We start from the raw sequence: 20971 nt of genomic DNA, 5'->3' as shown, positions 1-20971 counted from the left end.
TCGGAAGCCAACCATGTCCATGACCCGCTTGCTTTGCTGCCTTGCCCTGCTGCTCGCCCTCCCCCTGCAACCCGCCTGTGCCGGCCTGCTGCAGGACCGCCGGGAAGCCCGCCAGCTGGAGCAGGCGGGAATCCGCGTCCTGCGGGATATCGCCTACGGCAACGATGAGCGGCAGCGCCTCGATGTCTACCTGCCCGCCAATCCGGGACGCGGGCCGGCGCCGGTGATCTTCATGGTCCACGGCGGTGCATGGGTCACCGGCGACAAGGACAACGGCAGCGTCGCCCTGAACAAGGCACTGCGCTGGGTGCCCCAGGGTGTGGTGCTGGTCTCGGCCAACTACCGCATGCTGCCCGACACTCCGCCCCTGGCCCAGGCCGACGACGTGGCCCGCGCCCTGGCGCATGCCCAGCAACTGGCGAGCGGATGGCAGGCAGACCCGGCGCGCTTCGTCCTGATGGGGCATTCGGCAGGGGCGCATCTGGTCGCCCTGCTGGATGCCGCGCCGGAAATCGCCGCCCAGCAAGGTGCGCGTCCCTGGATCGGGACCGTTGCCCTGGACAGCGCGGCCTTCGATGTCGAAAGCATCATGCAGGCGCCCCACATGAAGCTGTACGACAAGGCGTTCGGGACCGATCCCGCCACCTGGCAGGCGGCCTCCCCGATCTTGCGACTGGAGCAACCTGGCACGCCGCTGCTGGCGGTCTGCTCCACCCGTCGCGACGATGCCTGCCCGCAAGCACGCGGTTTCGCCAGCAAGGGCCGCAGCCTGGGCAAGCGTGTCGAGGTGATGGGGGTGGACATGTCGCACCGGCAGATCAACCACGAGCTCGGCCAGGACAACAGCTACACCCGGGATGTCGAGCGCTTCCTGCGCAGCCTGGGCGTGCTGCGCCTCTGAGCAGCCGCAGTTCGTCGCAAAACCTGAACCTTGCTGAACTTCAGGCGTCACGCCGGTCCGATCTGGGGTTCCCATCCCGCATTAAGGACCGCGCGTGATCGATCTCAGCACCTGGCAACTGGACATTCCCACCCACACCTCCGCCACCGAAATCAGCACCCAGCGCCTGAACAACGGCTATGAGAGCCAGTACTTCCGACGCAACAGGGACGGCAGCGTCACCTTCTGGGTGCCCGTGACCGGGAGCCGAAGCGAAGACGCCCGGTATCCGCGCAGCGAACTGAGGGAAACCCAGGCAGATGGCACGCTGAGCTACTGGTATTACGCAAGCGCGGACAACTACCTCAGCGCCGTCCTGACCGTGCAACAGGTCCCCAGCCGCAACAAGGTGATCATCGGGCAGATCCACAGCAAGGACGAAGCCGGCAGCGAGAACGATCCGCTGCTGAAGCTGCAGTACCACTTCAAGGACGGGAATGGCCGGATCGAGGCCCTGCTGCGCAAGCGACCCGGTGACGCGGAGGTGGAGAACATCGTCCTGGTCGAGCATGTCGATCTGGGCGAACGCTTCGGCTACGACCTGCGGCTGACACCAACGGGGCGCCTGGGTATCACGGTCAGCAGCAAGGGCGATGACGGCGGGCTGTACCGACAACTGAGCGGCTACTGGAGCAAGCAGCAGCTGTACTTCAAGGCCGGTGCCTACATCCAGGACAACTACGGCCCTAACAACGAAGGCGGCCGGGTCACTTTCCACTGGCTGAACAGCCTGCATCGCTGAGTCATTCACCTGGCGAATGACCAGGCGGGCCCAAGCCAGGGGCAGGTAGAATCCGCGCCTGCCCTGTCCCCTGAGATTTCAACGATGGCCCGCCTGACGCTGAGCTTTCCAGACGACCAGTTCTGCTACTCCACCCACCTCACCGTACGCGTCACCGACATCAACGGCGCGAACCACTTGGGCAACGACTCGATGATCTCGATGATTTCCGAGGCCCGCGCCCGCTTCCTCTACGACTACGGGATCACCGAGACGGGCGCCGACCGCGTCGGCATCATCGTCACCGACCTCGCCACCACCTACCGAGCCGAAGCCCACGCGCGGGACCAGTTACGCTTCGAGGTGGGGGTGATGGACTTCAACCGCTACGGCGGCGACATCATCTTCCGCATCACCCGCCCCGCCGATGGAAAACTGGTGGCCATGGCCAAGTCCGGCTTCGTCTTCTTCGACTACGCGCACTCACGGGTGGTGGAAATGCCGGAGTCCTTCCGCGCAACCTTTCCGCAGGCCAACTGGCTGGACTGACGACGCACCCTTTCGGATCGCCGCGCACCTTTCAAGTGCAACAACATGCCCGCCTGGGAAGCACTGGCCTCTCAAAAGCCCGCAGGGCGTGCTGATAAGCGAGCTGGCACGGAGCGTGCTTAACGCTCCATACAATCTACAAGAAGCGCCCATCCTCCGAGGTGGCACTTGCCTCAAGAGGGGCAGCTTGCGTGAAGGCGTTCCGCCCAGGCGGAACGCCTTTTTTATTTGACGCAGTTTTCCCCAGGCAAAGAAAAACCCGGCCTAGGCCGGGTTTTCCTGAAGCTCAGACCAATTACTTGGCTTGGGCTTCTACTTCAGCTTCTACGCGACGGTTAACAGCGCGGCCAGCTTCGGTGGCGTTGTCAGCAACCGGGCGGGACTCACCGTAACCAACGGCATTGACGCGGTCAGCACCTACACCGTACTGGTTGACCAGCACTTCACGAACGGCGTTGGCACGGCGCTCGGACAGCTTCTGGTTGTAGGCGTCGGTACCAACGGAGTCGGTGTGGCCTTCAACGGTGGTGGTGGTGGCCGGGTACTGCTTCATGAAGTCAGCCAGGTTCTTGATGTCGCCGTAGCTTTCTTCCTTGACCTTGGACTTGTCGAAGTCGAACTTCACGTCCAGCTCAACACGGACCACTTCGGCAACGGCCGGGCAGCCATCGGCGTCAACGGTGACGTTGGCCGGGGTGTTCGGGCACTTGTCGACGTTGTCGCAGACGCCATCGTTGTCGCTGTCGGAGCAGACTTCGGCAACCGGAGCCGGAGCCGGCTGTGCAGCAGGCTTGGAGCCACCACCGAAGTTCACGCCAACACCTACGCCGGCAGCCCATTCGGCTTCGTTGGCGTCGATGTTGTACATGCCGTCCAGACCAGCCTTGGCGTAGAAGTTCTCGGTGAAGTAGTACTTCACGCCGGTGCCGATGTTGGCGAAGGTGCTGTGGTCACGACCGGTACGGGCCGGAACGTTGCTGATGTTCTGGTGGGCGAGACCAGCGGACACGTACGGGCGCAGACCTACACCGGGAGTACCGAAGTGGTAGATCGCATCCAGACCAGCCTGGTTGCCTTTGATGTTCTTGTTACCAGTGTCGTTTTCCGAACGAATGTCGTGAAACTCGCCGTAGGACAGAGCCAGTTCGACGTCGTCGGTCAGGTAGTAACCAACCGAGCCGCCCAGCAGGTTGCCGTTGGACAGATCACGCGAGCTATCGGTGAAGTAGCGCTTGCCGAAAGCCTCCACCTCGACAGCGCCTTGGCCTTGCGCCAGCGCGTTCAGAGAAAATGCGGCAACGAGAGAGCCAACGGCTACGCCTAAGGTGTTTTTCAGTTTCATCCGTAAATCCCCATCTTGGTTGTCAGTAAGTTGTCGAACAATCTCAATGGACAACTTGGTCCGCAAGTTTACCAGAACTCGCTGCTCTTAGAGATTGATTTTGCCCAACTAAGTTTCGGCCGATCCTGAAAATTTTTCGCGCAAGCGATCCAGAGCGCGCTTGTACCTCATCTTGGTCGCGCTCAGGCCCATATGCATGATGTCGGCGATTTCCTGGAACTCCAGTTCCGCAACAAAACGCAATACGAGGATTTCACGATCGATCGGGTTCACATGCACCAGCCAGCGCTCGAGCCCGCCACGCTCCTCGATCTTCGGAGCCTTCTCATCGGAAGCCTCCTCGAGCGGATCGAGACTCAGGGCATCGAGCAAGCGACGCTTGCGTCGCTCTTTGCGGTACTGGGTAATGCATTCGTTGTACGTGATGCTGTAGAGCCAGGTCTTGAACTTGGATTTACCCTCGAAGTTCTTCAGGCCATATAGCACTTTGAGCATCACCTCCTGACAGACATCGTCAGCGTCTCGTTCGTTCCCCAAATATCTCGCGCACACATTGAAGAGGGTCCGCTGGTAGCGGCGCATCAGCTCCTCGTAGGCGCGAGTGACATGGAACAGCTCGACATGCGCACGCTCCACCAGCTCTTCGTCGGAGAGTTCGTGAGGGTCATAGCGCAGGGACAGCGATTGGGGTTTGTTCAAAACAGGTCGGGCCGGCAATGATCGGGAGCCGCCGGAGTGCGTGGGCGCTGATCCGGCGGCCAATATTAGCAGGGATGGCGCTTCGTGTTAGCGGCTCGTTACCCGCTGGTCGAGAAGCGTCCGGTTGGCCACCGATACCAGATCCCCCTCATCGGTGAGCAGGATGGTCTTCACGGTGCCGATCTCCTCGATCTGCCCTTCGATGTCCCCGACCTTGACCTCCTGGCCGACCTGGTAGAGCTCGCGCACATAGATCCCGGCGATGATCTGCGCGGCGATGTCACGGCTGCCGAGACCCAGGGCCAGAGCGGCCGCCAGGCCAATGGAGATCAGCGCGATGGCGATCACGTTGTTCAGCAGGTCGGTCTTGACCTCCAACTGGCCGATGGCCACGGAGATGCTGATGAGGATGACCAGGCCCTGGGCAATGCGCCCCAGGCCATGGGCGTAGTCCAGGCCCACACCTTCCGCCGCGCCACGGACGATCCCGCTGAGCAGTTGTGCCAGCAGCACGCCGGCCAGCAGCACCAGAGCGGCGCCCAGCACCTTGGGCAGGTAGAGCGCGAGCATGTCCAGGGTCGCCGAGACGCGATCAAGGCCCAGGGACTCGGCAGCGGACACCAGGAAGATGAGCAGGACGAACCAATAGACAATCTTGCCGATCAACGACGAAACCGGCACCTGGATGCCGACACGGCCGAGCATCTTGGTCAGGCCGGTCCCGGCCATCAGGCGATCCAATCCCAGCTTGGCCAGCAGCTTGGAGAGCAGGGTATCCAGCAGCTTGGCGACGACGAAGCCAACCAGGACCACCACCAGCGCGCCGAAGAAGCGCGGAATGAAGCCGGCGACCGGTGTCCACACCGTGGTCATGGCGTTAACGATACCTTGGGTCCAGGGGTCGAATTCCATCTTCATTCAGCCTTGTCAGCAGAGCGTTTCGAGGAGGGGCGGCGAGATACGGGCGCCACATGCGCCGAGCCGTTGTTCAGGGCGATCATCAGGGCTTCGGCCCAGTGGCCGAGCAGGCAGAAGAGGTCGCCCACGCCAACCTGCCGGTTCGCGGTCTTGAGGACGCGACCGAGCGCCGCGCTGTCGTCATGGTCGGACGGCGCGTTGCGGAGCATGTCCCGCAGGGATTCTTCGAAGGGATCGTGCATTCGCACCTCTCGTGGGTATGTCGGCTAGACGCGGCAGGCTGGGGATGGGTCACATTCAAAGCCAGCGCAGCCGACGGAAGAGCCACCACTGGAAGGCGGCCACCCCGAGGAGGAGCAGGCACACGATGGGGAAGCCGTAGGACGCGTCGGCGCCCGGCAGCCCACCCACGTTGATGCCCAGGAGCCCGGTGATGAAGCTCATGGGCAGGAAGAAGCCGGTGATGATGCCCAGCAGGTACATGGTGCGCGTCATCCGCTCGCTCATCCGGCGGTTCTCGGACTCCAGCACCAGGGCGACCCGTTCGCGGATCATCTCCAGCTCTTCGAGGTAGCGGGTCAGGCGGTTGTTCAGCTCGTTCCAGTAGTCCGCATCGTCGGACGCGAACCAGCCGAGGCGATTGCGCACCAGCTGGCCATAGATGTCCCGCTGCGGGGAGAGGAAGCGGCGCAAGGCCGCCGCCCGCCGGCGAATCTGCAGCATCAGGTCATGATCGGGGTTGTAGCGCTCGTTGGCGTCGAGCTGCTCCTCCTGCTCATCGACCGCATCCCCCAGGTGGGCGATCAGCGCATCCACCTTGCTGGTCAGGTGCTCGGCAAGGTAGAGCAACACCTCGGATGCACTGCGCGGCCCGGTCCCGGCACGCCACTGCTGGATCAGCTCATCGGTGGCGTGGAGGGGACGCAAGCGCAGGGAAATCACGCGACGCGCATCAGCGAAGATGCGCACCGCCACCATGTCTTCCGGCTGGGCACCAGGATTGAGGTTGACTCCGCGAAGGAACAGCAGCAGTTGCTCATTCGGCAGGGTTACCAGGCGCGGACGGGTGCTCTCTTCCAGCAGCAGGTCACAGGCGAACTCCCCCAGCCCACTGCGCTCGCGCAGCCACAGGCGAGCCAGGGGATGTCCCCGGTCCCAGTGCAGCCAGAGGCTTTCATGCGCGCCGAGCTGGAGCCCATCCAGCTCGGCGCGACTGATAGCGCGTGCACCACCCTGCCCGTCGAGCACGAATGCATGGACCAAGCCCGCGCCGGGGTTCTGTTCACCTGTCATCCTCGCGCCACCTGCCAGGTTACTCGGGCATCTTCAGCGGTTCGGGGGACACGATGATGCCGTTGTTGTCGGCATACAGGTACTGCCCCGGGCGGAAGGTCACGCCACCAAAGGTGACCGCCACATTCAGGTCGCCGATGCCGCGCTTGTCGGTCTTCATCGGGTGGCTGGCCAGCGCCTGGACACCCAGGTCGGTCTGGGCGATCACGTCCACATCACGGATGCAGCCGTACACCACGATGCCTTCCCAGCCATTCTTCGCGGCCTTCTCGGCGAGCATGTCGCCCAGCAGCGCGCGGCGCAGGGAGCCACCGCCGTCCACCACCAGGACCTTGCCCTGGCCGGGCTGGTCGACCTGCTCCTTGACCACCGAGTTGTCCTCGAAGCACTTGATGGTGACGATTTCGCCGCCGAAGGAATCGCGACCGCCGAAGTTGCTGAACATCGGCTCGACGACCTGTACCAGGTCAGGGTAGGCATCGCACAGATCAGGGGTGACGTATTGCATGGCGTGGCTCCTTGCGGGTCTAGAGATCGGGGCCGTCACGTTCACCGTCCTGGCAGCGGAAAGCGGTGCGCAGCGCATGCACCAGCGCATTCCAGGTCGAAGGCGATCCCGTGGCGGGAACAGCGCAGCACCCTACCGACGAGGCGAGCGCCGCGCAAGGGCGCAGCACCGCCGTTACGGCGTCTTTCCGGGGCGTTGGCCAGCGGTTCAGCGACAATCAATTGCAATCGGTTTCATATAGCCGAAGAAACTCCACGCTCAGGCGGGCACAGCCTGACCTGGCAGCGGCGGCAGGCTGCGGTGCAAGAGCCAGTGCTCGACGAGCGGCCAGACCTCCTGCTGCGCCGACTTGCTCACCAGCATCTCCACATGACCGTAGTCCTCGGCGAAGCCGCCCTCGCGGGACAGGCAAAGGAACTCACGGACCTCGCTGCCGAACTGGTCGAGCAGCTTCCGGCAGGCCCACGCCGGGTCCTGGTGGTCCCCGGCCGAGCCCACGGCCAGCACCGGGATACGGACATCCGCCAGCCCCTTCCACCAATCCCGCTCGGCATCACCGAAGCGGCCGAACAGGCCGTGCCAGCGGAGATTCTCCAGCCCGACGCCGATAGGCTCATCCTCGGGCCCGCGCTTGAGACCGGAACCGGAGAGCACCTCGAAGCGCTTGAGCAGGAAACGCCCCAGCCACTCCACTGGCGGAACCTTGAGGGGCCAATAGACCCGGCTGATCTGGCTGCCGAACAGGGCAGCGGACGCCGCAGTCTCCTCGTCGAGGTAGCCACCTCCCAGCGCAGCAGCCAGGGTCACTCCGCCCAGGGAATGCCCCACCCAATGGGCGGGCGATCCGGACTGCTCGCGCACGAAGGCGCCAATGGCCGGCAAGTCGTAGCGGGCGTAATCAGCCACCCGGTTGTGTCGGTAGGCCTGGTTGCGAGGGGAAAGACCGTGGCCGCGCATCTCGACGATCCACACATCGAAACCCGCCCTGGCCAGGAAAGGCCCAAGACCCAGGCCACGCGGTGAATACCAGAAGCGACGATTGGAGAAGCTGCCGTGCACCAGCACCACGGGGGCTCCGCGCTGCCCTTCACGCCCGTACAGGCCCAGGCGCGTGACCACCAGCTCGACGCTGGGGTCAGGGCTGTTGCCGGGCTTGAGGCGATAGAGGTCTTCCGTGAGGTCCCCACGGAGTTCGGCGCCCACCAGGGCAACCGGAAAAAGAAGACTGCTGCTTTGCATGAAAACTACTTGCACGAAAAAGGGCGGGTGATGACCCGCCCTCTTTCCGGTTGCCGTTCGGGATCAGGCTTGGCCTTCGGCCAGGAAGAACCAGGTGTCGAGCACGGAGTCGGGGTTGAGGGACACGCTCTCGATGCCCTGCTCCATCAACCACTTGGCCAGGTCCGGGTGGTCCGACGGGCCCTGACCACAGATGCCGATGTACTTGCCCGCCTTGTTGCATGCGGCGATGGCGTTGGACAGAAGCTTCTTCACCGCCGGATTACGCTCGTCGAACAGATGGGCAATGATGCCGGAGTCGCGGTCCAGGCCAAGGGTCAGCTGGGTCATGTCGTTGGAGCCGATGGAGAAGCCATCGAAGAACTCCAGGAACTCCTCGGCCAGCAGGGCATTGGACGGCAGCTCGCACATCATGATGATGCGCAGGCCGTTCTCACCGCGCTTGAGGCCGTAGTGGGCCAGCAGGTCGATCACCTGGCTCGCCTCGCCCAGGGTACGGACGAAGGGCACCATGATCTCGACGTTGGTCAGGCCCATCTCGTTGCGCACCTTCTTCAGCGCGCGGCATTCCAGCTCGAAGCAATCGCGGAACGACTCGCTGATGTAGCGGGAGGCGCCACGGAAGCCCAGCATGGGGTTCTCTTCCTCGGGCTCGTACAGCTTGCCGCCGATCAGGTTGGCGTATTCGTTGGACTTGAAGTCCGACAGGCGGACGATGACTTTCTTCGGCCAGAAGGCCGCAGCCAGGGTGCTGATGCCTTCGACCAGTTTCTCGACGTAGAAGCCGACCGGATCGTCGTAGCCGGCGATGCGCTTCTCGACGCTTTCCTTGATCTCCGGCGGCAGGCCGGCGAAGTTCAGCAGCGCCTTGGGATGCACGCCGATCATGCGGTTGATGATGAATTCCAGGCGGGCCAGGCCCACGCCCTCGTTGGGCAGCTGAGCGAAGTCGAAGGCACGGTCGGGGTTGCCGACGTTCATCATGATCTTGAACGGCAGCTCCGGCATGGCGTCGACGGAGTTCTTGCGCACGTCGAAGCCCAGCTGGCCTTCGAAGATGAAGCCGGTGTCGCCCTCGGCGCAGGAAACGGTCACGCCCTGGCCGTCCTTCAGCACCTGGGTGGCGTTGCCGCAGCCCACGACAGCCGGGATGCCCAGTTCACGGGCGATGATCGCGGCGTGGCAGGTACGGCCGCCACGGTTGGTGACGATGGCGCTGGCGCGCTTCATCACCGGTTCCCAGTCCGGGTCGGTCATGTCGGAGACCAGCACGTCGCCCGGCTGGACCTTGTCCATCTCGGAAACATCGTGGATCACCTTCACCGGGCCGGCGCCGATGCGCTGGCCGATGGCACGGCCTTCCACCAGGACGGTGCCCTTTTCCTTCAGCAGGTAGCGCTCCATCACGGTGGCGCTGGCGCGGCTCTTAACGGTCTCGGGGCGGGCCTGCACGATGTACAGCTTGCCGTCGTCACCGTCCTTGGCCCATTCGATGTCCATCGGACGGCCGTAGTGCTTCTCGATGATCATGGCCTGCTTGGCCAGCTCGGTGACTTCGGCATCGGTGATGCAGAAGCGGGCGCGGTCGGCGCGGTCGACGTCGACGGTCTTCACCGACTTGCCGGCCTTGGCTTCGTCGCCGTAGACCATCTTGATCGCCTTGCTGCCCAGGTTGCGGCGCAGGATCGCGGGGCGGCCGGCTTCCAGGGTGTGCTTGTGCACGTAGAACTCGTCAGGGTTCACCGCGCCCTGCACCACGGTCTCGCCGAGGCCGTAGGCGCCGGTGATGAACACCACGTCACGGAAGCCGGACTCGGTGTCCAGGGTGAACATCACCCCGGCAGTGCCGGTTTCCGAACGCACCATGCGCTGCACACCGGCGGACAGGGCGACCAGCTTGTGGTCGAAGCCCTGGTGCACGCGGTAGGCGATGGCACGGTCGTTGAAGAGAGAGGCGAAGACTTCCTTGGCGGCACGGATCACGTTGTCCACGCCACGGATGTTGAGGAAGGTCTCCTGCTGGCCGGCGAAGGAGGCGTCCGGCAGGTCTTCGGCGGTGGCGGAGGAGCGCACGGCGACGGCCATGTTCTCGTTGCCAGCTGCCATTTCAGCGAACGCCGCACGGATTTCGGCGTCCAGGCGCGCCGGGAACTCGGCATCCATGACCCACTGGCGGATCTCGGCACCGGTCTTGGCCAGCGCGTTGACGTCGTCCACGTCGAGCTTGTCCAGCGCATCGTGGATGCGATCGTTCAGGCCGCTCTGCTCGAGGAAGTCACGGTAGGCCTGGGCAGTCGTGGCGAAACCACCGGGAACGGAAACCCCAGCACCCGCCAGATTGCTGATCATCTCGCCCAGGGATGCGTTCTTGCCCCCCACATGCTCAACATCGTGGACGCCGAGCTTATCGAGGGAAACTACGTACTCTACCAAGGTGAAATCTCCAGTGGTTGGTCATCCACACGCTCAACCCCTTGATTTTGCTGGAGGTAGACCACATGGAATCTGTTGTTCAGCGGCAGCAAACAGGCGCCGATGTTAGAATACTGTTAGAACGTTGTCACTCAGTGGCTTGCCCACTTTCCGTCCCGTGGTTGTATCGAAGGAACGGTGTCTACTACCTGCGAATCCGGCCCATAGGGGTCTCAAAGCAAGCCTTCACCATCTCCCTCCGCACAAGGCTCCGAGAAACAGCAATGCGTCACACACGTCGAATCCAGGCGGCTCTCGCCTCGTTCCATCTCAACCGTCCAGATGACACTTGGGAGGACATGGTGGTTCCGCTTCGAGAGAAGGCTGAGCAGACGCTGCTGGATTCTATCCGACTGGAGGAGCGAGAAGCCCAGGCTACGGCCTATTCAGAGCTGCTGGACGACCTTGGCCTTATCCGGGCCACAGAGCCCCTTACGGCGGACCATGTGAAGGCCCTTGGGATTGGCATCAGGATCGTTCAGGCCGCCCAGGAGCGCCTGCTGAAGGGCAATCCTGAGCCCCTGAGGGAGGTCGTGGACGAGCTGAAGGAGGCTGAAGCGAAGCTCAAGGCCCCTACGGCTCCAGTGGCCCCAGTGGAGGCCCCATCTGTAGACGCTGAGTACATGCCCTTCAGCAAGCTCGCTGCTCTTTATATGGAGGAGCAGAGAGGGAACCTCGCGGAGAAGTCCGTGAAGGACATCACCAGCTCCAACAAGGTACTCGCTGAGGCTCTGACTGATGAGAGCGGTACTGAGCTGAACATGAAGACCCACACGCGGGAGGACATGGTGGCGCTCAAGAAGCGCCTCATGGACAGCGGGAGGAAGCCCCTCACCGTGAACAAGCTCCTGACCCGCCTATCTACGGTCGTCACCTGGGCACTGAACAACGGGTATCTCGAAAAGGCGTTCAACAAGGGCCTCAAGATCACCAAGGGTGCCGAGAGTGGCCGGAAGGCGTTCACGGATGAGCAGATCAGGACGATCATGGACGAAATGTCGCGGCTGCCTAAGGACAACTGGAAGCGCTGGGCGATGTCCCTCGGGGTCATCACAGGGGCCAGGATCGGGGAGATTTACCAACTGACCAAGGCTGATGTCCGCACCTTGGGTGAGTCCACAGTCGTTGACTTCAACGATGAGGGCTCCAAGACCCTGAAGAACTCCAGCTCGAAGCGCATTGTCCCGTTGGTGGACGGAGCCTATGGGTTCGACCTGAAGGCGTTCCTTGAGTACGTCGAGGGGTGTGAAGAGAAGTTGTTTGATCGTGTCAGTCACAACTTCACACGGGTCCTCAATGAGACCCTTCGGGACATCTGCCAGCACGACTCAGGGGAAGGCCTGACGTTCCACTCCCTGCGTCACTCCCTGGCGTCCCTCATGAAGCACCGAGGGGTACAGGTGAGCATCGCGCAGGACATCCTTGGGCACAGCTCCCAGACGATCACCTTCGACTTGTACGGTGGCGATGCTCGCCTTGCAGTCTCGAAGCTCGAAGATGCCCTGAGGGAATGCTTCGGGGCCTGAGCCGCCATAAGTGAGGGTTTTAAAGGGGACCTAAGGGCTACCTCAATGAGATAACCTTTAGGCCCCCCTCCCTTAAAGTGAGGGCTTTTGGAGCCCGCGCGCTGCAAGGGCTTCAGCCGAGGTAGTTCGCCCTGAAGGACCAGTCGTCTTCCCACTGAATGGTCACGTCCGAGCCCTCCATCACGATCCGCTGGGCATCCTCGAAGCCAGTCAGCTCGCTCTCCATGTGGTGCTCAAGGAACTCCTGAAGCAGCTCAGAGGCGCCCTCCTCGCTGTTCTTCTCCATGCTCTCCACGAAGAACTGAACGCCAATCGCCAAGGCGTCCAGGCGGTCATCGTGTGCCAGGGAGCCCCGATCTCGGGTCAGACGGGTGAGCTGGTAGAAGCCGCAGTAGCGGATATCGAAGTTGCCGTCGCTGTTGCAGGCTGAGCGATACTCCTCCTCGATCACGGCTTCCTGAACCACCAGCTTGTGGCTCCCCAGGACCGGCTCCAGAACGTCCGCAATGCGCAGCTCCTTCTGCCCCTTGGACTTCACCTCTGTGATGGCGCAGCGATGCACCTTGGTCATTACAGGGCTGAAGAGCTTGAGGTACATGCCGTCACCGAAGTTGCCCTCAATGACCACCTCGTTCACCTTCCACTTCTTGCCAACCTTCGCCAGGGCCTCCAGGGTCTTGTCCTCGTAGCCTCCCCGGAACCCGCCCCACTCCATCAGGTAGATGTACCCGTTGAGCTGGAACAGAACGGCATAGCCCGTCTCGTCCTTGCCGCGACCGCTGGGGTCGATCACAAGGATGCGCGACTGGTAGGCCATGAAGCTCGAATCGGCCTCTTGGTAGCGGTGGTAGCGGTCCCCCTTCAGGCCTACGTTGGGCAGGTCCTCCAGGGCGTTCCCGTTGTTCGGGAGCCACTGGTACGACAGGGGCGCCTTCTCGCCATCCAGAGCAGCCACGATGAGATCGCGGAGCTTCAGGGGATAACGCTCGGCATCGCTGAGGTTCGGGTTGAGCATGAACTGGAGGGCAAAACCGCCCTTGCCATAAGACAGCTCCCGCTCCCGCAGGTCTTCGTCGTCGAACCGCACGGGGTCCGTTGGTTGCCAGAAGAGCCCTTCGTCAGCCATCAGCTCCTTGAGCAGCATCGGCGCCAAGCGGTGCCCGTAGTTCTCAAGGTCCTTGTGGTCACGCGGGTAACGCGCCGGCCAGATGGTGGTTGTGTAGCCCCGGTTCTCCAGCTCGCGGTAGAGGGTCATCTCGGTCTGAGGCGTACCCAGGTAGATGATCGTCCCGCCCGGCTTCAGGATCGCGTCGAACTCCTTCACCAGCTCGCCCAGGCGCTCTCGGGCTGCCTGTGTGGCTGAGTTGTTCGGAACCTCCACGTCGTCCGCAATGAGGATGTCGGCTCGGCTACCTGTGAGCTGGCCCGTGATGCCCACCGACTTCACCGAAGGCGAGTGGTCAGGACTGGCAGGCCCCACGTCGAAGCTGATGGTGGAGTCCCGCTGGCCGGGCCTTGGCTTCAGCTCATGGAGGAACGGAAGCAGGTCGATGATCCGCTTGATGAACACGGAGTTCGCATCCGCGCGCTCCTTGGAGGCGGACACGATCATGAATTTGAGCTGCGGGTTGTTCCACAGCATCCACACCACGAAGGCGCAGGTGATGAAGCTCTTCCCGATCCCTCGGAACGCCTGGAGGATGAACCGTCGGTTATCCCCGGCGCTGAGCTTTCGGGCCATGTCGATCTGGCAACGGGTGGGCTTCGGGAGCCCCAGGGCCATCCAGAGGACGAACAGGAAGGCCACGAAGTCGGCCCGCATCCTGGCGATGTGCTTGGCGTCACTGCTCATGGGCACCCTCCTTCTGGAGGACCCGGATGACGCCCTGGAGGGCCTTTACTTGGTCGTCGGCTCGCTTGGCTTGTCCGACAAGAAATTCAGCAGCTCGGCTTGATAGCTCGGCTCGGCCATCAGGCTCGCGTCCACAGTTACCCGTGACTGCGCACACACGGGCATCTGCGAGTTCGACCCGCAGCCGGACGCCATCAGCACGAAGCTGAGCAACAGTCCCAGCAGCAGACCTTTTGTTCGCCGCCAGCGCGGCCTGCCATTCCTTGGTGATTCCATCGAGTTCTCCTTGAGCGGCCTTGCGCTGCTCTTCGAGTTGTTTCAGGTAGGTGTTCTGAGCGGTGAGGGCTTCCTGTTGGGCCTCGTTGTCGCGCACGGAGTAGCCCCATGCGAAGGTCAATCCGATGACCAGAGCCACAACGAAAAAAGCCCCCACAGCTTTCGCTATGAGGGCCTTCATTCAGATTCCTTGTGGGTGTTTAGTGGCGGGTGCTTTCTTCGTCCGTCAGGTCCGGAACTTCATCCAGGGCGGCGGCGAGTTCGCCCAGCAGACCGGCGTCCGGTTGCAGGCGGGAGATGGTGAACTTGTGGCGTTCGAGGTATTTGCCGATGGCATTGTAGAGCTGAGGGGAACGGCGCTCCGGGTCTCGGAGGTCTGCTAACAGGTTTCGACCAGTTTCCGTGTCGATGGCCTCAAGCAGTTGCTCAAGGACAGATTGGGCCATGTGTTACTCCTTAGGCGGTTTCTCCTTGACGGCCTTGTAGACAGCGAGGCCAGTCATGACGAGGGAATAGAGGATGGCCGTGACGTAGAACCATTCGTTCAGCGTCAGGCCCCAGAAGAAACGACTTGCGGCATCCGCAGCAGCCGTCCCCGCAACGGGGGCCACTTGGACCACCCCGTTGTTGAAGTCGATTTGGATCATGTGGGTTCCTATAAAGAGCAGACGATTCTCATATTGGAGTTTGCTGGGGAGAATCCGTCGCTTGAGTTCAGGCCTGTAAACCTCTGAAAACTATGGCCAAATCGAACTCTGATGATATTTGCATCCACGTAGACAACCTGAGCGTTATACATATAGCTCCCGTAGTACATGGAGAGTTCAAAGATGGTGGACGCAGGGGTATTTCCTACCGCTACCAGAGCCTGACCATACAGGGTGATCGCAGAGGGCAACTCGCCTAACCCATGTGAGAAATCCACAGTGCCGCCGGCAGTCCATGGAGTCCACCCACTGTCAGCACGGCTGGGGGTGCTCTTAGATATTCGGTCAGACCCCCACCACAGGGACCCGTTTTGATCCATAGAAAGGCGCCGAACCGTATACCCACCCCAGTGCATCGATAGGCTGGGCCGCACCCATTCTGACGTGCCGAGCGTAGTAGTCAGCTTGCCAGTCTCTCGGATTTCCAGCGCACCAAGATAAGGCGTACCACCTGGGTCAACGGTGGCAGGAAAAAAGATGGCGTTGATGGTCCCGAGGGTTCCAAAGGTAGCCGGCAACCGAGCAGACGCTTTATCTGCCTCCGCCTTCGCCCTGTTCGCTTCTTGTGAGGCAAAGCCCGCGCTATTTGCTGCTTGATCGCGCGCGCCTTCCGCCCCTACTCGCGCAGTCTCTGCACGCTGGACGTTGTTGCCAATAGTCGCTGTAGCAGCCGCTGAGCGATCAGCCTCAACCTTCGCGCGCGCCGATTCCGTTACCGAGGTGGCTTCAGCCTGAAGGGCTCTTGCAAGGGAGTCCGACACGGATTGACCGACCATCTCAGCGGCTCTCTGAGCCTCCCGAGCAGCATCCCGAGCAGATTCGGCGGCCTGCTTATTCCCCAGAGTGGACGCAGCCCAGGCCGTCTCCTGACGGAGCGTCACTGCGTGGTCTGGGGCTAACGCATCCGCCAGGTTAACCAAGCGCCGCCCCCTTGCATCGAGGTCGCCGTCCTGATTGGCAGCTATAGTGTCTGCCACCATGTTCCGGGCCTCTTCGGCCACATGAAGGGTCTGCACCTGGGAGGTGTTCAGTTCGTTGGCACGAAGGATGGAGCCGTCAGCGAAGTCCACGAGACGGTCTGTGGCGCTGGTGTTGCGCCGAATCTCAATGCGCTCGTAGCCGTCAGCAGGGCCCCACGCCTTGAGCGTCTGGATGCTGGTCTTGCCGACGAAGCGGAAGTCGGACGCGAGGTCCAGGGTCTTGCGGTCTTGCCCGATCAAGGTCACCTGCACGAACCTCCGGGCCAGATACTCAAAAGGTACGTCGAAGTCCTTTTTGCTCCCGTTGAGGTCGTAGGTGTAAACGGTCGTAACTGCCATGTTTACTCCTTGTGTGGAAAAAGAAAGAGGACCCGAAGGTCCCCTTAAAGTGAGGGCTTTTGATCTGCCAGCCCCAGGCAGTGATCGCGACTCGCGTCATTTGGCGGGAAGGGCGAATGCCTTCGCAGTGCCGTTGAGCACATACCAGCAGTTCCGGCTCAGGGCCGACTCCTTGGTGATCTGCACAGCGGTGATGCCATCGGCACCCTGGGCATAAGCAGCGATCTTCAGGTCATTCAGGAGAGTCGCCTCCTCTGGCGCATCCTCAACGAAGCTCCGGTGACACCGGGATGCCGACACTTCGGTCAGCACCTCGGCACCACTCGGGAGTACATCGTATTGACGGACCGCTCGGACCGCTTCGCGCTGGTCCTTGAGGCTGAGGTAGGACTGCTCGTTGCCTACCTGCATGTTGGACGAGAAGGAGGAGCAGCCAGCGGCCAGGACGGACACCAGCAGAATTCCCACGGCTTTCATTTGTCGGACGGCTTCCATGTTGGTCAAAGCCGCTATGTTACCGCGTCCGGTCTACGCCTTGATCCTGTGCCAGCCGTTGCAGCAGGTTTTGACTCACGGGATCGTTCGGGATGAACGCCTTCAGGGCGTTGAACAGCCCGGTCATGTGGCCTTGACGGTCGCCGCGCCGGTCACCCATGAGGTGTGCCCCCGAGTACCCGGCCTGGACGCCAGCAGCCACAACCCCGAGCGCCGGAACCTGCTCCGCTGTGCGGGACATGAAGCCGGTCAGCAGGTCCGAGCGGAGCGGGCTGTAACGGATCGGCTTGCCGTCCTGGCCCTGTTGCTGATCCCTGGGGAGGATCGAGGTCCGCACCATGGCGGCTTGATCGGCACCGAACGGCGCACTGATGAAGTTGGAGACGCCGAACGGGGCACCTACGTGGGAGCTACGCGAGATCGCCGCGTAAGCCAACATGCTCGGGCTCAAAGCCTCGTTGAGGTACTTCTCGCGGGCTCGCTGAGGCAAGCCCAGTGCCTTCAATTGGGTAGACGCAGCGTAGAACGCAGTGGCCAGCGCCAGGGACGCGGCGACCTTGTAGGTCTGATCGAGGACTTGCCCGTTGCGGGTCGCCTCCATCCAGCCACGGACCAGACGCCCGTTGAGGGAGCGCATCACGAACATCTTGAATTGCAGGACCATCGCGCCCATCGCCCCGTACTGCTTGGAGGGCGCCAGGGACATTTTGTGCGGACGGAGCATCGTCTCGTCAGCCACTGCATCCCCAAGACGCCACAGGTCCATTGAGCGCGGATCAGCCGCCAGCTTGTCGGCATCCTTGATGCGCCACTGCCCGGCCTTGTTGCGCTTGAAGTGGGCCTTGATGAGGTCCTGAATCCCCTTGAACTGCTCCGGGGTGATCGAGGCCGACCGCAGGCGCTCAGGGGTGAAGAGCTTCGTCTCCAGGCCGTTCAAGGTGTGGTCGATGAGGTCCACGAGCAGGCCCTGTCGGCCAGCGTCCATGATGTAGTTCCCGGTCTCCCGGAGGAGCCAGGTGAACGGAGAGCGAACCGAAAGCTCGCCCGTGGCCCACTTGAAGGACCCTGCGGCCTGGGCGCCGTAGTAGCTGTGGTTCTCCCGGAGGCCGTCAACGATGTCCTGGCGGGTAGGCCGAATGAGGTCATCCAGCTCGCGCCCGAACACGATGTTATGCATGTCCTTGATGTCCTCAGGGGCCAGCTTGGAGCCGGCAGTCGTCCACTTCTTCAGGAGCGGTACGCCCTTCAGCAGCATCCGCTGGTGGCCCTTCACGAACAGGCTCGCCGCCTCGGTGATGTTCTGAGCCCCCATGTAGGCGTTCTTGGTGACGAAGCCGATGTCGTTGAGGGAGCGGATGGTGGTCTGCCAGACGCCATCAGGATCACGCCGAGCACGCCCCGTGAACATCTTGAGGGCATCCATGAGCGCATCAGCTTCCGTCGTGTCGGCCCCAGGCTGGGCACCTTGGCGCATCTTGATGGCCATGGACTTCAGCTCAGCAGTGCTCTTCCCCGTACCGCCCATAAGGGCCACATCGCCGTTTACGCGGCGGTCGTACTGAGGGACGATCCGCAGGATGTCGAACTCCCTCAGGTCATCCACGCTGAACAGCGAACCGTTCGGGAGGTTGATCTGCACATCGGAGTCGAACAGGTTTCGCGCTTCGAGGTAGTCGTTGTTCTCGACCCCTACGCCATCGTGCAGATGCTCCTCAACGATGTGGCTACGGTTGAACCGCTCGGTGTGGCTGATGCCATACGCCTTGTCCCTGGCGTACTTCTCCACGGCTGCCCGCAGCGCCTCGGGGGTCAGCTTCTGCTCACCTGCGGCCTCCTGAAGCATCTTGTCCACCCTGGCGCGGACTTGCGGACGCTTCGCGTAGGAGGCCAGCCAGGACCGCATGATGGCTTCCTGTAGGCCTTCAGGCCCGCCCAGCTCCCGCAGGAGACCCTGCTTGGCGGCTGTGCTGTAGCGCATCGGGTAATACGATCCCGCATGGCGGGTCTCTTCGAGAAGGCTCTTGGCGCTCATGTTGCCGAACTGGCCAGGGTTCTCGATGTAGTCCCACTTCTTCGCCATGTGCTCCTTGAGCAGTTCAGCGAGCTTCACCTCGGCAGGGGTCAGGCTGTGCGTCTTCTCGCCGTGACTGGCGGCCTCCATTGCCTGCACCACGCGGCGACTGATGGCTTCGCGCTTGGCGCCCTCGGAGCCACCACGGGCCCGCCAATAGGGGTCCTTCAGTACCTCGTCGAGCTGTTCGGCAAATCGGTTGTGGGCCACGTTGTCCTGCGAGCGCAGCCGTTCAGCGATGTCCGAAGCGGTAGCCCCGAATTTGCCGTTCGATCCGGTCTCGTACCCCGTGGGGGACCTGAAGAGGTCGTAAGCGATGCCACGCATCTCCGGGTTTTCCGACGCGGCCAGCTTGTAGCCGATCTCCGACAGGCTGCCCATGGAGAACCCACGGACGGCCTTGGTGCCCAGTGGGTCCAGTTCGACGAACGTGTCCACGGTCTTCGGGTTGAGCGGCGAGCCTCCACTGTGGATAGAGCCGTCCATGGTGCGGGACGCCTCGTTGTCGAACGGAACGTCGAGGTAGGGCCCCGAAGGGCTCTCCTTGGCCTCCTCGCCATCCCTGAAGGGCATCCTGGCCGGGTCTTCTTCGGCACCTGCCAAGCGGGCCTGCTCACGAAGCTGAAGGCGATTCGCGGCACCGCCGATGCGGTTCATCTCCTGGGCCAGCGCAGGGACCTCTCGGCCCTCTCCGTCTATCCAGCTCTCCAGGCGCGGCACCTCGTTGTTGAGCCCAGGGCCTGCCGGACCTTGAGGTGCCTCAGGGCCCAGAAGCTCCCCGTCCAGGGCGCTCCCACCCTCGTCCCAGGAGTTGCGCCCAGGGCGGGCACCCATGAGGCCGTTCAATAGGCCACCGAAAGCAGCGCCCCCTGCGATGGCAGCGCCCAGGTTCTCCTCCTTGCCAGAGGCCTTGGCGGCGGAGTGCTCCGACAGGCCGCCCAGGGCACCACCCACAGCGGCACCACCGATCATGCGAGACGCCAAGCCGGCCCCTGCGCCCCTGGCCGGGTTCACCAAGCTCCAGGGGTCGCCCATCATCCCCGCAGCGCCACCGATGATCTGGGCACCGAGGGTGGCGCCATCACGGGCCTGTACGAGCTTCTGGTTCTCCAGGGCAAGGGCAAGGTTCTGGTCGAAGTTACGCTTGTAGCCACGGAGGACCACATCGTAGAACTGGGGGTCCAGGCCCGAAGTGCGGAGCTTGTCGTAATCCTCATCGGTCCAGTCGCTGAGGCGACCACCGTCCAAGGGCTCGTTGAAGACATCCCGAAGCATGGTGAACGACTGGGTGAAATCAGCGTTCCCCTCTTGGTTGACCGAACGGATCATCATGCCAAGTACGGAGTTCTGCAGGGCTTCCTTGGCGGCTATGCCCGTGCCGGTGAACATGCCGTCCTCTTCGGTCTTACCTGTGGTGGTGTAAAGCTCCTGGGCGAACGTGGGGGCCTTAGGGGCCACATCCACGCCTTCCATATTGAAGGAGGCGAAGGTGTCCGGGACGTTACCAGGGGGCACCGTGGGTTGTGCTTCGATGCCTGCGGGTGCCTCAAATCCGCCTGCGGGCTTTACGAACGAGTCCAGTTCGGCGCGCTTGCCGGTGTTGGTCACGTCCGCCAGCTTGCGCATGTAGTTCAGCCCCTCCTCGCTGACCCCGGAGAAGTCCCCACGGTCATATGCATCGAGCTGAGGGGCGCCCTTCCGGCCTGCCCCTTGGTTGTACGCCAGGAGCGCCTTGAGCTGGTCGCCACCGGCCAACTGGATGTTGTCCCGCATGTGGCGAGCTGCTGCGTCGATGGACTTGGCCGGGTCGAAGAAGTCCTCCTCCCGCTCAAGCCCATAGGCCAAGCCGGTAGCGGCGGTCATCTGGGCCAGACCACGAGGCCCCGTAGGGCTCACGGCGCGGGGATTGAAGGACGACTCAAGGAAAATCTGCTTGTGCAGGAGGTCGTAAGGGACCCCGTACTGTGCCGAGGCGGACTGGATGAGCGAGTCAAACGGTCCACCCTCGGCTTTGATCTTGTCGTAGCCGTTCATGGGTACTCCT

At 62.5% G+C, this 20971-nt stretch carries 19 protein-coding genes; 4 read left to right on the top strand and 15 right to left on the bottom strand.

What is annotated here, in order from left to right:
- The first annotated feature begins 13 nt into the window (after nucleotides 1-13).
- The 3 genes from RTK35_RS22530 (at nucleotide 14) to RTK35_RS22520 (ending at nucleotide 2210) form a co-directional block, all read left to right on the top strand.
- Nucleotides 14-901: an alpha/beta hydrolase gene (locus RTK35_RS22530; protein WP_316909048.1), complete on the top strand. Its 888-nt coding sequence runs from the start codon at nucleotides 14-16 to the stop codon at nucleotides 899-901.
- Between the two features lie 94 nt (nucleotides 902-995).
- A complete protein-coding gene (locus tag RTK35_RS22525; RefSeq protein ID WP_160479771.1) occupies nucleotides 996-1682 on the top strand; it encodes a polysaccharide lyase family 7 protein in 687 nt (228 codons plus the stop codon).
- Nucleotides 1683-1766: 84 nt separating this feature from the next.
- Nucleotides 1767-2210, top strand: coding sequence for a thioesterase family protein (locus tag RTK35_RS22520; RefSeq protein ID WP_316909047.1), 444 nt, complete (start codon nucleotides 1767-1769; stop codon nucleotides 2208-2210).
- Between the two features lie 295 nt (nucleotides 2211-2505).
- Here the strand turns inward: RTK35_RS22520 and RTK35_RS22515 are convergent, their stop codons facing one another.
- From RTK35_RS22515 to ppsA, 8 genes are all read right to left on the bottom strand, one after another.
- Entirely contained in the window at nucleotides 2506-3552 is a 1047-nt protein-coding gene (locus RTK35_RS22515; protein WP_044401650.1) for an OmpA family protein, read from the bottom strand.
- Nucleotides 3553-3660: 108 nt separating this feature from the next.
- Nucleotides 3661-4251, bottom strand: a complete 591-nt coding sequence (gene sigX, locus RTK35_RS22510) for an RNA polymerase sigma factor SigX (RefSeq protein WP_044401647.1) — start codon at nucleotides 4249-4251, stop codon at nucleotides 3661-3663.
- A gap of 87 nt (nucleotides 4252-4338) precedes the next feature.
- A complete protein-coding gene (locus RTK35_RS22505) occupies nucleotides 4339-5163 on the bottom strand; it encodes a mechanosensitive ion channel family protein (RefSeq protein WP_044401644.1) in 825 nt (274 codons plus the stop codon).
- Between the two features lie 2 nt (nucleotides 5164-5165).
- The gene (locus RTK35_RS22500; RefSeq protein WP_044401640.1) at nucleotides 5166-5411 is read right to left on the bottom strand and encodes a hypothetical protein; all 246 of its coding nucleotides are present in this window, start codon (nucleotides 5409-5411) and stop codon (nucleotides 5166-5168) included.
- A 55-nt stretch (nucleotides 5412-5466) separates the two neighbouring features.
- The gene (locus tag RTK35_RS22495; RefSeq protein ID WP_316909046.1) at nucleotides 5467-6462 is read right to left on the bottom strand and encodes a zinc transporter ZntB; all 996 of its coding nucleotides are present in this window, start codon (nucleotides 6460-6462) and stop codon (nucleotides 5467-5469) included.
- Between the two features lie 19 nt (nucleotides 6463-6481).
- Complete coding sequence (gene rraA / locus RTK35_RS22490; protein ID WP_074968794.1) at nucleotides 6482-6970, bottom strand: ribonuclease E activity regulator RraA; 489 nt, start codon at nucleotides 6968-6970, stop codon at nucleotides 6482-6484.
- Between the two features lie 258 nt (nucleotides 6971-7228).
- Nucleotides 7229-8209: an alpha/beta fold hydrolase gene (locus RTK35_RS22485; RefSeq protein ID WP_316909045.1), complete on the bottom strand. Its 981-nt coding sequence runs from the start codon at nucleotides 8207-8209 to the stop codon at nucleotides 7229-7231.
- Between the two features lie 63 nt (nucleotides 8210-8272).
- A complete protein-coding gene (ppsA, locus tag RTK35_RS22480; RefSeq protein ID WP_044401628.1) occupies nucleotides 8273-10642 on the bottom strand; it encodes a phosphoenolpyruvate synthase in 2370 nt (789 codons plus the stop codon).
- Nucleotides 10643-10905: 263 nt separating this feature from the next.
- Between ppsA and RTK35_RS22475 the strand changes: the two genes are divergently transcribed.
- Nucleotides 10906-12207: a tyrosine-type recombinase/integrase gene (locus RTK35_RS22475; RefSeq protein WP_316909044.1), complete on the top strand. Its 1302-nt coding sequence runs from the start codon at nucleotides 10906-10908 to the stop codon at nucleotides 12205-12207.
- 112 nt (nucleotides 12208-12319) lie between these two features.
- Here RTK35_RS22475 and terL read toward each other — a convergent pair whose 3' ends face one another.
- The 7 genes from terL to RTK35_RS22440 form a co-directional block, all read right to left on the bottom strand.
- Nucleotides 12320-14059: a phage terminase large subunit gene (terL, locus tag RTK35_RS22470; RefSeq protein ID WP_316909043.1), complete on the bottom strand. Its 1740-nt coding sequence runs from the start codon at nucleotides 14057-14059 to the stop codon at nucleotides 12320-12322.
- 45 nt (nucleotides 14060-14104) lie between these two features.
- Nucleotides 14105-14254 carry an Rz1-like spanin outer membrane subunit gene (locus RTK35_RS30645; RefSeq protein ID WP_410478706.1) on the bottom strand — a complete coding sequence of 50 codons (150 nt, stop codon included), beginning with the start codon at nucleotides 14252-14254 and terminating at the stop codon, nucleotides 14105-14107.
- Nucleotides 14255-14535: 281 nt separating this feature from the next.
- Nucleotides 14536-14781: a DNA packaging protein gene (locus tag RTK35_RS22460; protein WP_165668105.1), complete on the bottom strand. Its 246-nt coding sequence runs from the start codon at nucleotides 14779-14781 to the stop codon at nucleotides 14536-14538.
- Between the two features lie 3 nt (nucleotides 14782-14784).
- Nucleotides 14785-14982, bottom strand: coding sequence for a type II holin (locus tag RTK35_RS22455; protein WP_316909041.1), 198 nt, complete (start codon nucleotides 14980-14982; stop codon nucleotides 14785-14787).
- An 8-nt stretch (nucleotides 14983-14990) separates the two neighbouring features.
- Complete coding sequence (locus tag RTK35_RS22450; protein WP_316909040.1) at nucleotides 14991-16361, bottom strand: phage tail fiber protein; 1371 nt, start codon at nucleotides 16359-16361, stop codon at nucleotides 14991-14993.
- Nucleotides 16362-16457: 96 nt separating this feature from the next.
- Nucleotides 16458-16838 (bottom strand): hypothetical protein, encoded by a 381-nt coding sequence (locus tag RTK35_RS22445; RefSeq protein WP_316909039.1) that lies wholly within the window; start codon nucleotides 16836-16838, stop codon nucleotides 16458-16460.
- 37 nt (nucleotides 16839-16875) lie between these two features.
- On the bottom strand, nucleotides 16876-20961 hold the full coding sequence (locus tag RTK35_RS22440) for a transglycosylase SLT domain-containing protein (protein WP_316909038.1): 4086 nt from the start codon (nucleotides 20959-20961) through the stop codon (nucleotides 16876-16878).
- Nucleotides 20962-20971 lie beyond the last annotated feature (10 nt).

Source organism: Pseudomonas sp. zfem003 (assembly GCF_032621675.1).
GTDB lineage: Bacteria > Pseudomonadota > Gammaproteobacteria > Pseudomonadales > Pseudomonadaceae > Metapseudomonas > Metapseudomonas otitidis.
This window is presented reverse-complemented; position numbering and strand designations above follow the sequence as displayed.

What these genes read in the sequence shown, in the direction of transcription:
- RTK35_RS22530 (WP_316909048.1), top strand. Translation starts at nt 14, where the DNA reads ATGTCCATGACCCGCTTGCTTTGCTGCCTTGCCCTGCTGCTCGCCCTC.
- RTK35_RS22520 (WP_316909047.1), top strand. Translation starts at nt 1,767, where the DNA reads ATGGCCCGCCTGACGCTGAGCTTTCCAGACGACCAGTTCTGCTACTCC.
- RTK35_RS22515 (WP_044401650.1), bottom strand. Translation starts at nt 3,552, where the DNA reads ATGAAACTGAAAAACACCTTAGGCGTAGCCGTTGGCTCTCTCGTTGCC.
- RTK35_RS22505 (WP_044401644.1), bottom strand. Translation starts at nt 5,163, where the DNA reads ATGGAATTCGACCCCTGGACCCAAGGTATCGTTAACGCCATGACCACG.
- RTK35_RS22500 (WP_044401640.1), bottom strand. Translation starts at nt 5,411, where the DNA reads ATGCACGATCCCTTCGAAGAATCCCTGCGGGACATGCTCCGCAACGCG.
- RTK35_RS22495 (WP_316909046.1), bottom strand. Translation starts at nt 6,462, where the DNA reads ATGACAGGTGAACAGAACCCCGGCGCGGGCTTGGTCCATGCATTCGTG.
- rraA (WP_074968794.1), bottom strand. Translation starts at nt 6,970, where the DNA reads ATGCAATACGTCACCCCTGATCTGTGCGATGCCTACCCTGACCTGGTA.
- RTK35_RS22485 (WP_316909045.1), bottom strand. Translation starts at nt 8,209, where the DNA reads ATGCAAAGCAGCAGTCTTCTTTTTCCGGTTGCCCTGGTGGGCGCCGAA.
- RTK35_RS22475 (WP_316909044.1), top strand. Translation starts at nt 10,906, where the DNA reads ATGCGTCACACACGTCGAATCCAGGCGGCTCTCGCCTCGTTCCATCTC.
- terL (WP_316909043.1), bottom strand. Translation starts at nt 14,059, where the DNA reads ATGAGCAGTGACGCCAAGCACATCGCCAGGATGCGGGCCGACTTCGTG.
- RTK35_RS30645 (WP_410478706.1), bottom strand. Translation starts at nt 14,254, where the DNA reads ATGGCGTCCGGCTGCGGGTCGAACTCGCAGATGCCCGTGTGTGCGCAG.
- RTK35_RS22460 (WP_165668105.1), bottom strand. Translation starts at nt 14,781, where the DNA reads ATGGCCCAATCTGTCCTTGAGCAACTGCTTGAGGCCATCGACACGGAA.
- RTK35_RS22455 (WP_316909041.1), bottom strand. Translation starts at nt 14,982, where the DNA reads ATGATCCAAATCGACTTCAACAACGGGGTGGTCCAAGTGGCCCCCGTT.
- RTK35_RS22450 (WP_316909040.1), bottom strand. Translation starts at nt 16,361, where the DNA reads ATGGCAGTTACGACCGTTTACACCTACGACCTCAACGGGAGCAAAAAG.
- RTK35_RS22445 (WP_316909039.1), bottom strand. Translation starts at nt 16,838, where the DNA reads ATGAAAGCCGTGGGAATTCTGCTGGTGTCCGTCCTGGCCGCTGGCTGC.
- RTK35_RS22440 (WP_316909038.1), bottom strand. Translation starts at nt 20,961, where the DNA reads ATGAACGGCTACGACAAGATCAAAGCCGAGGGTGGACCGTTTGACTCG.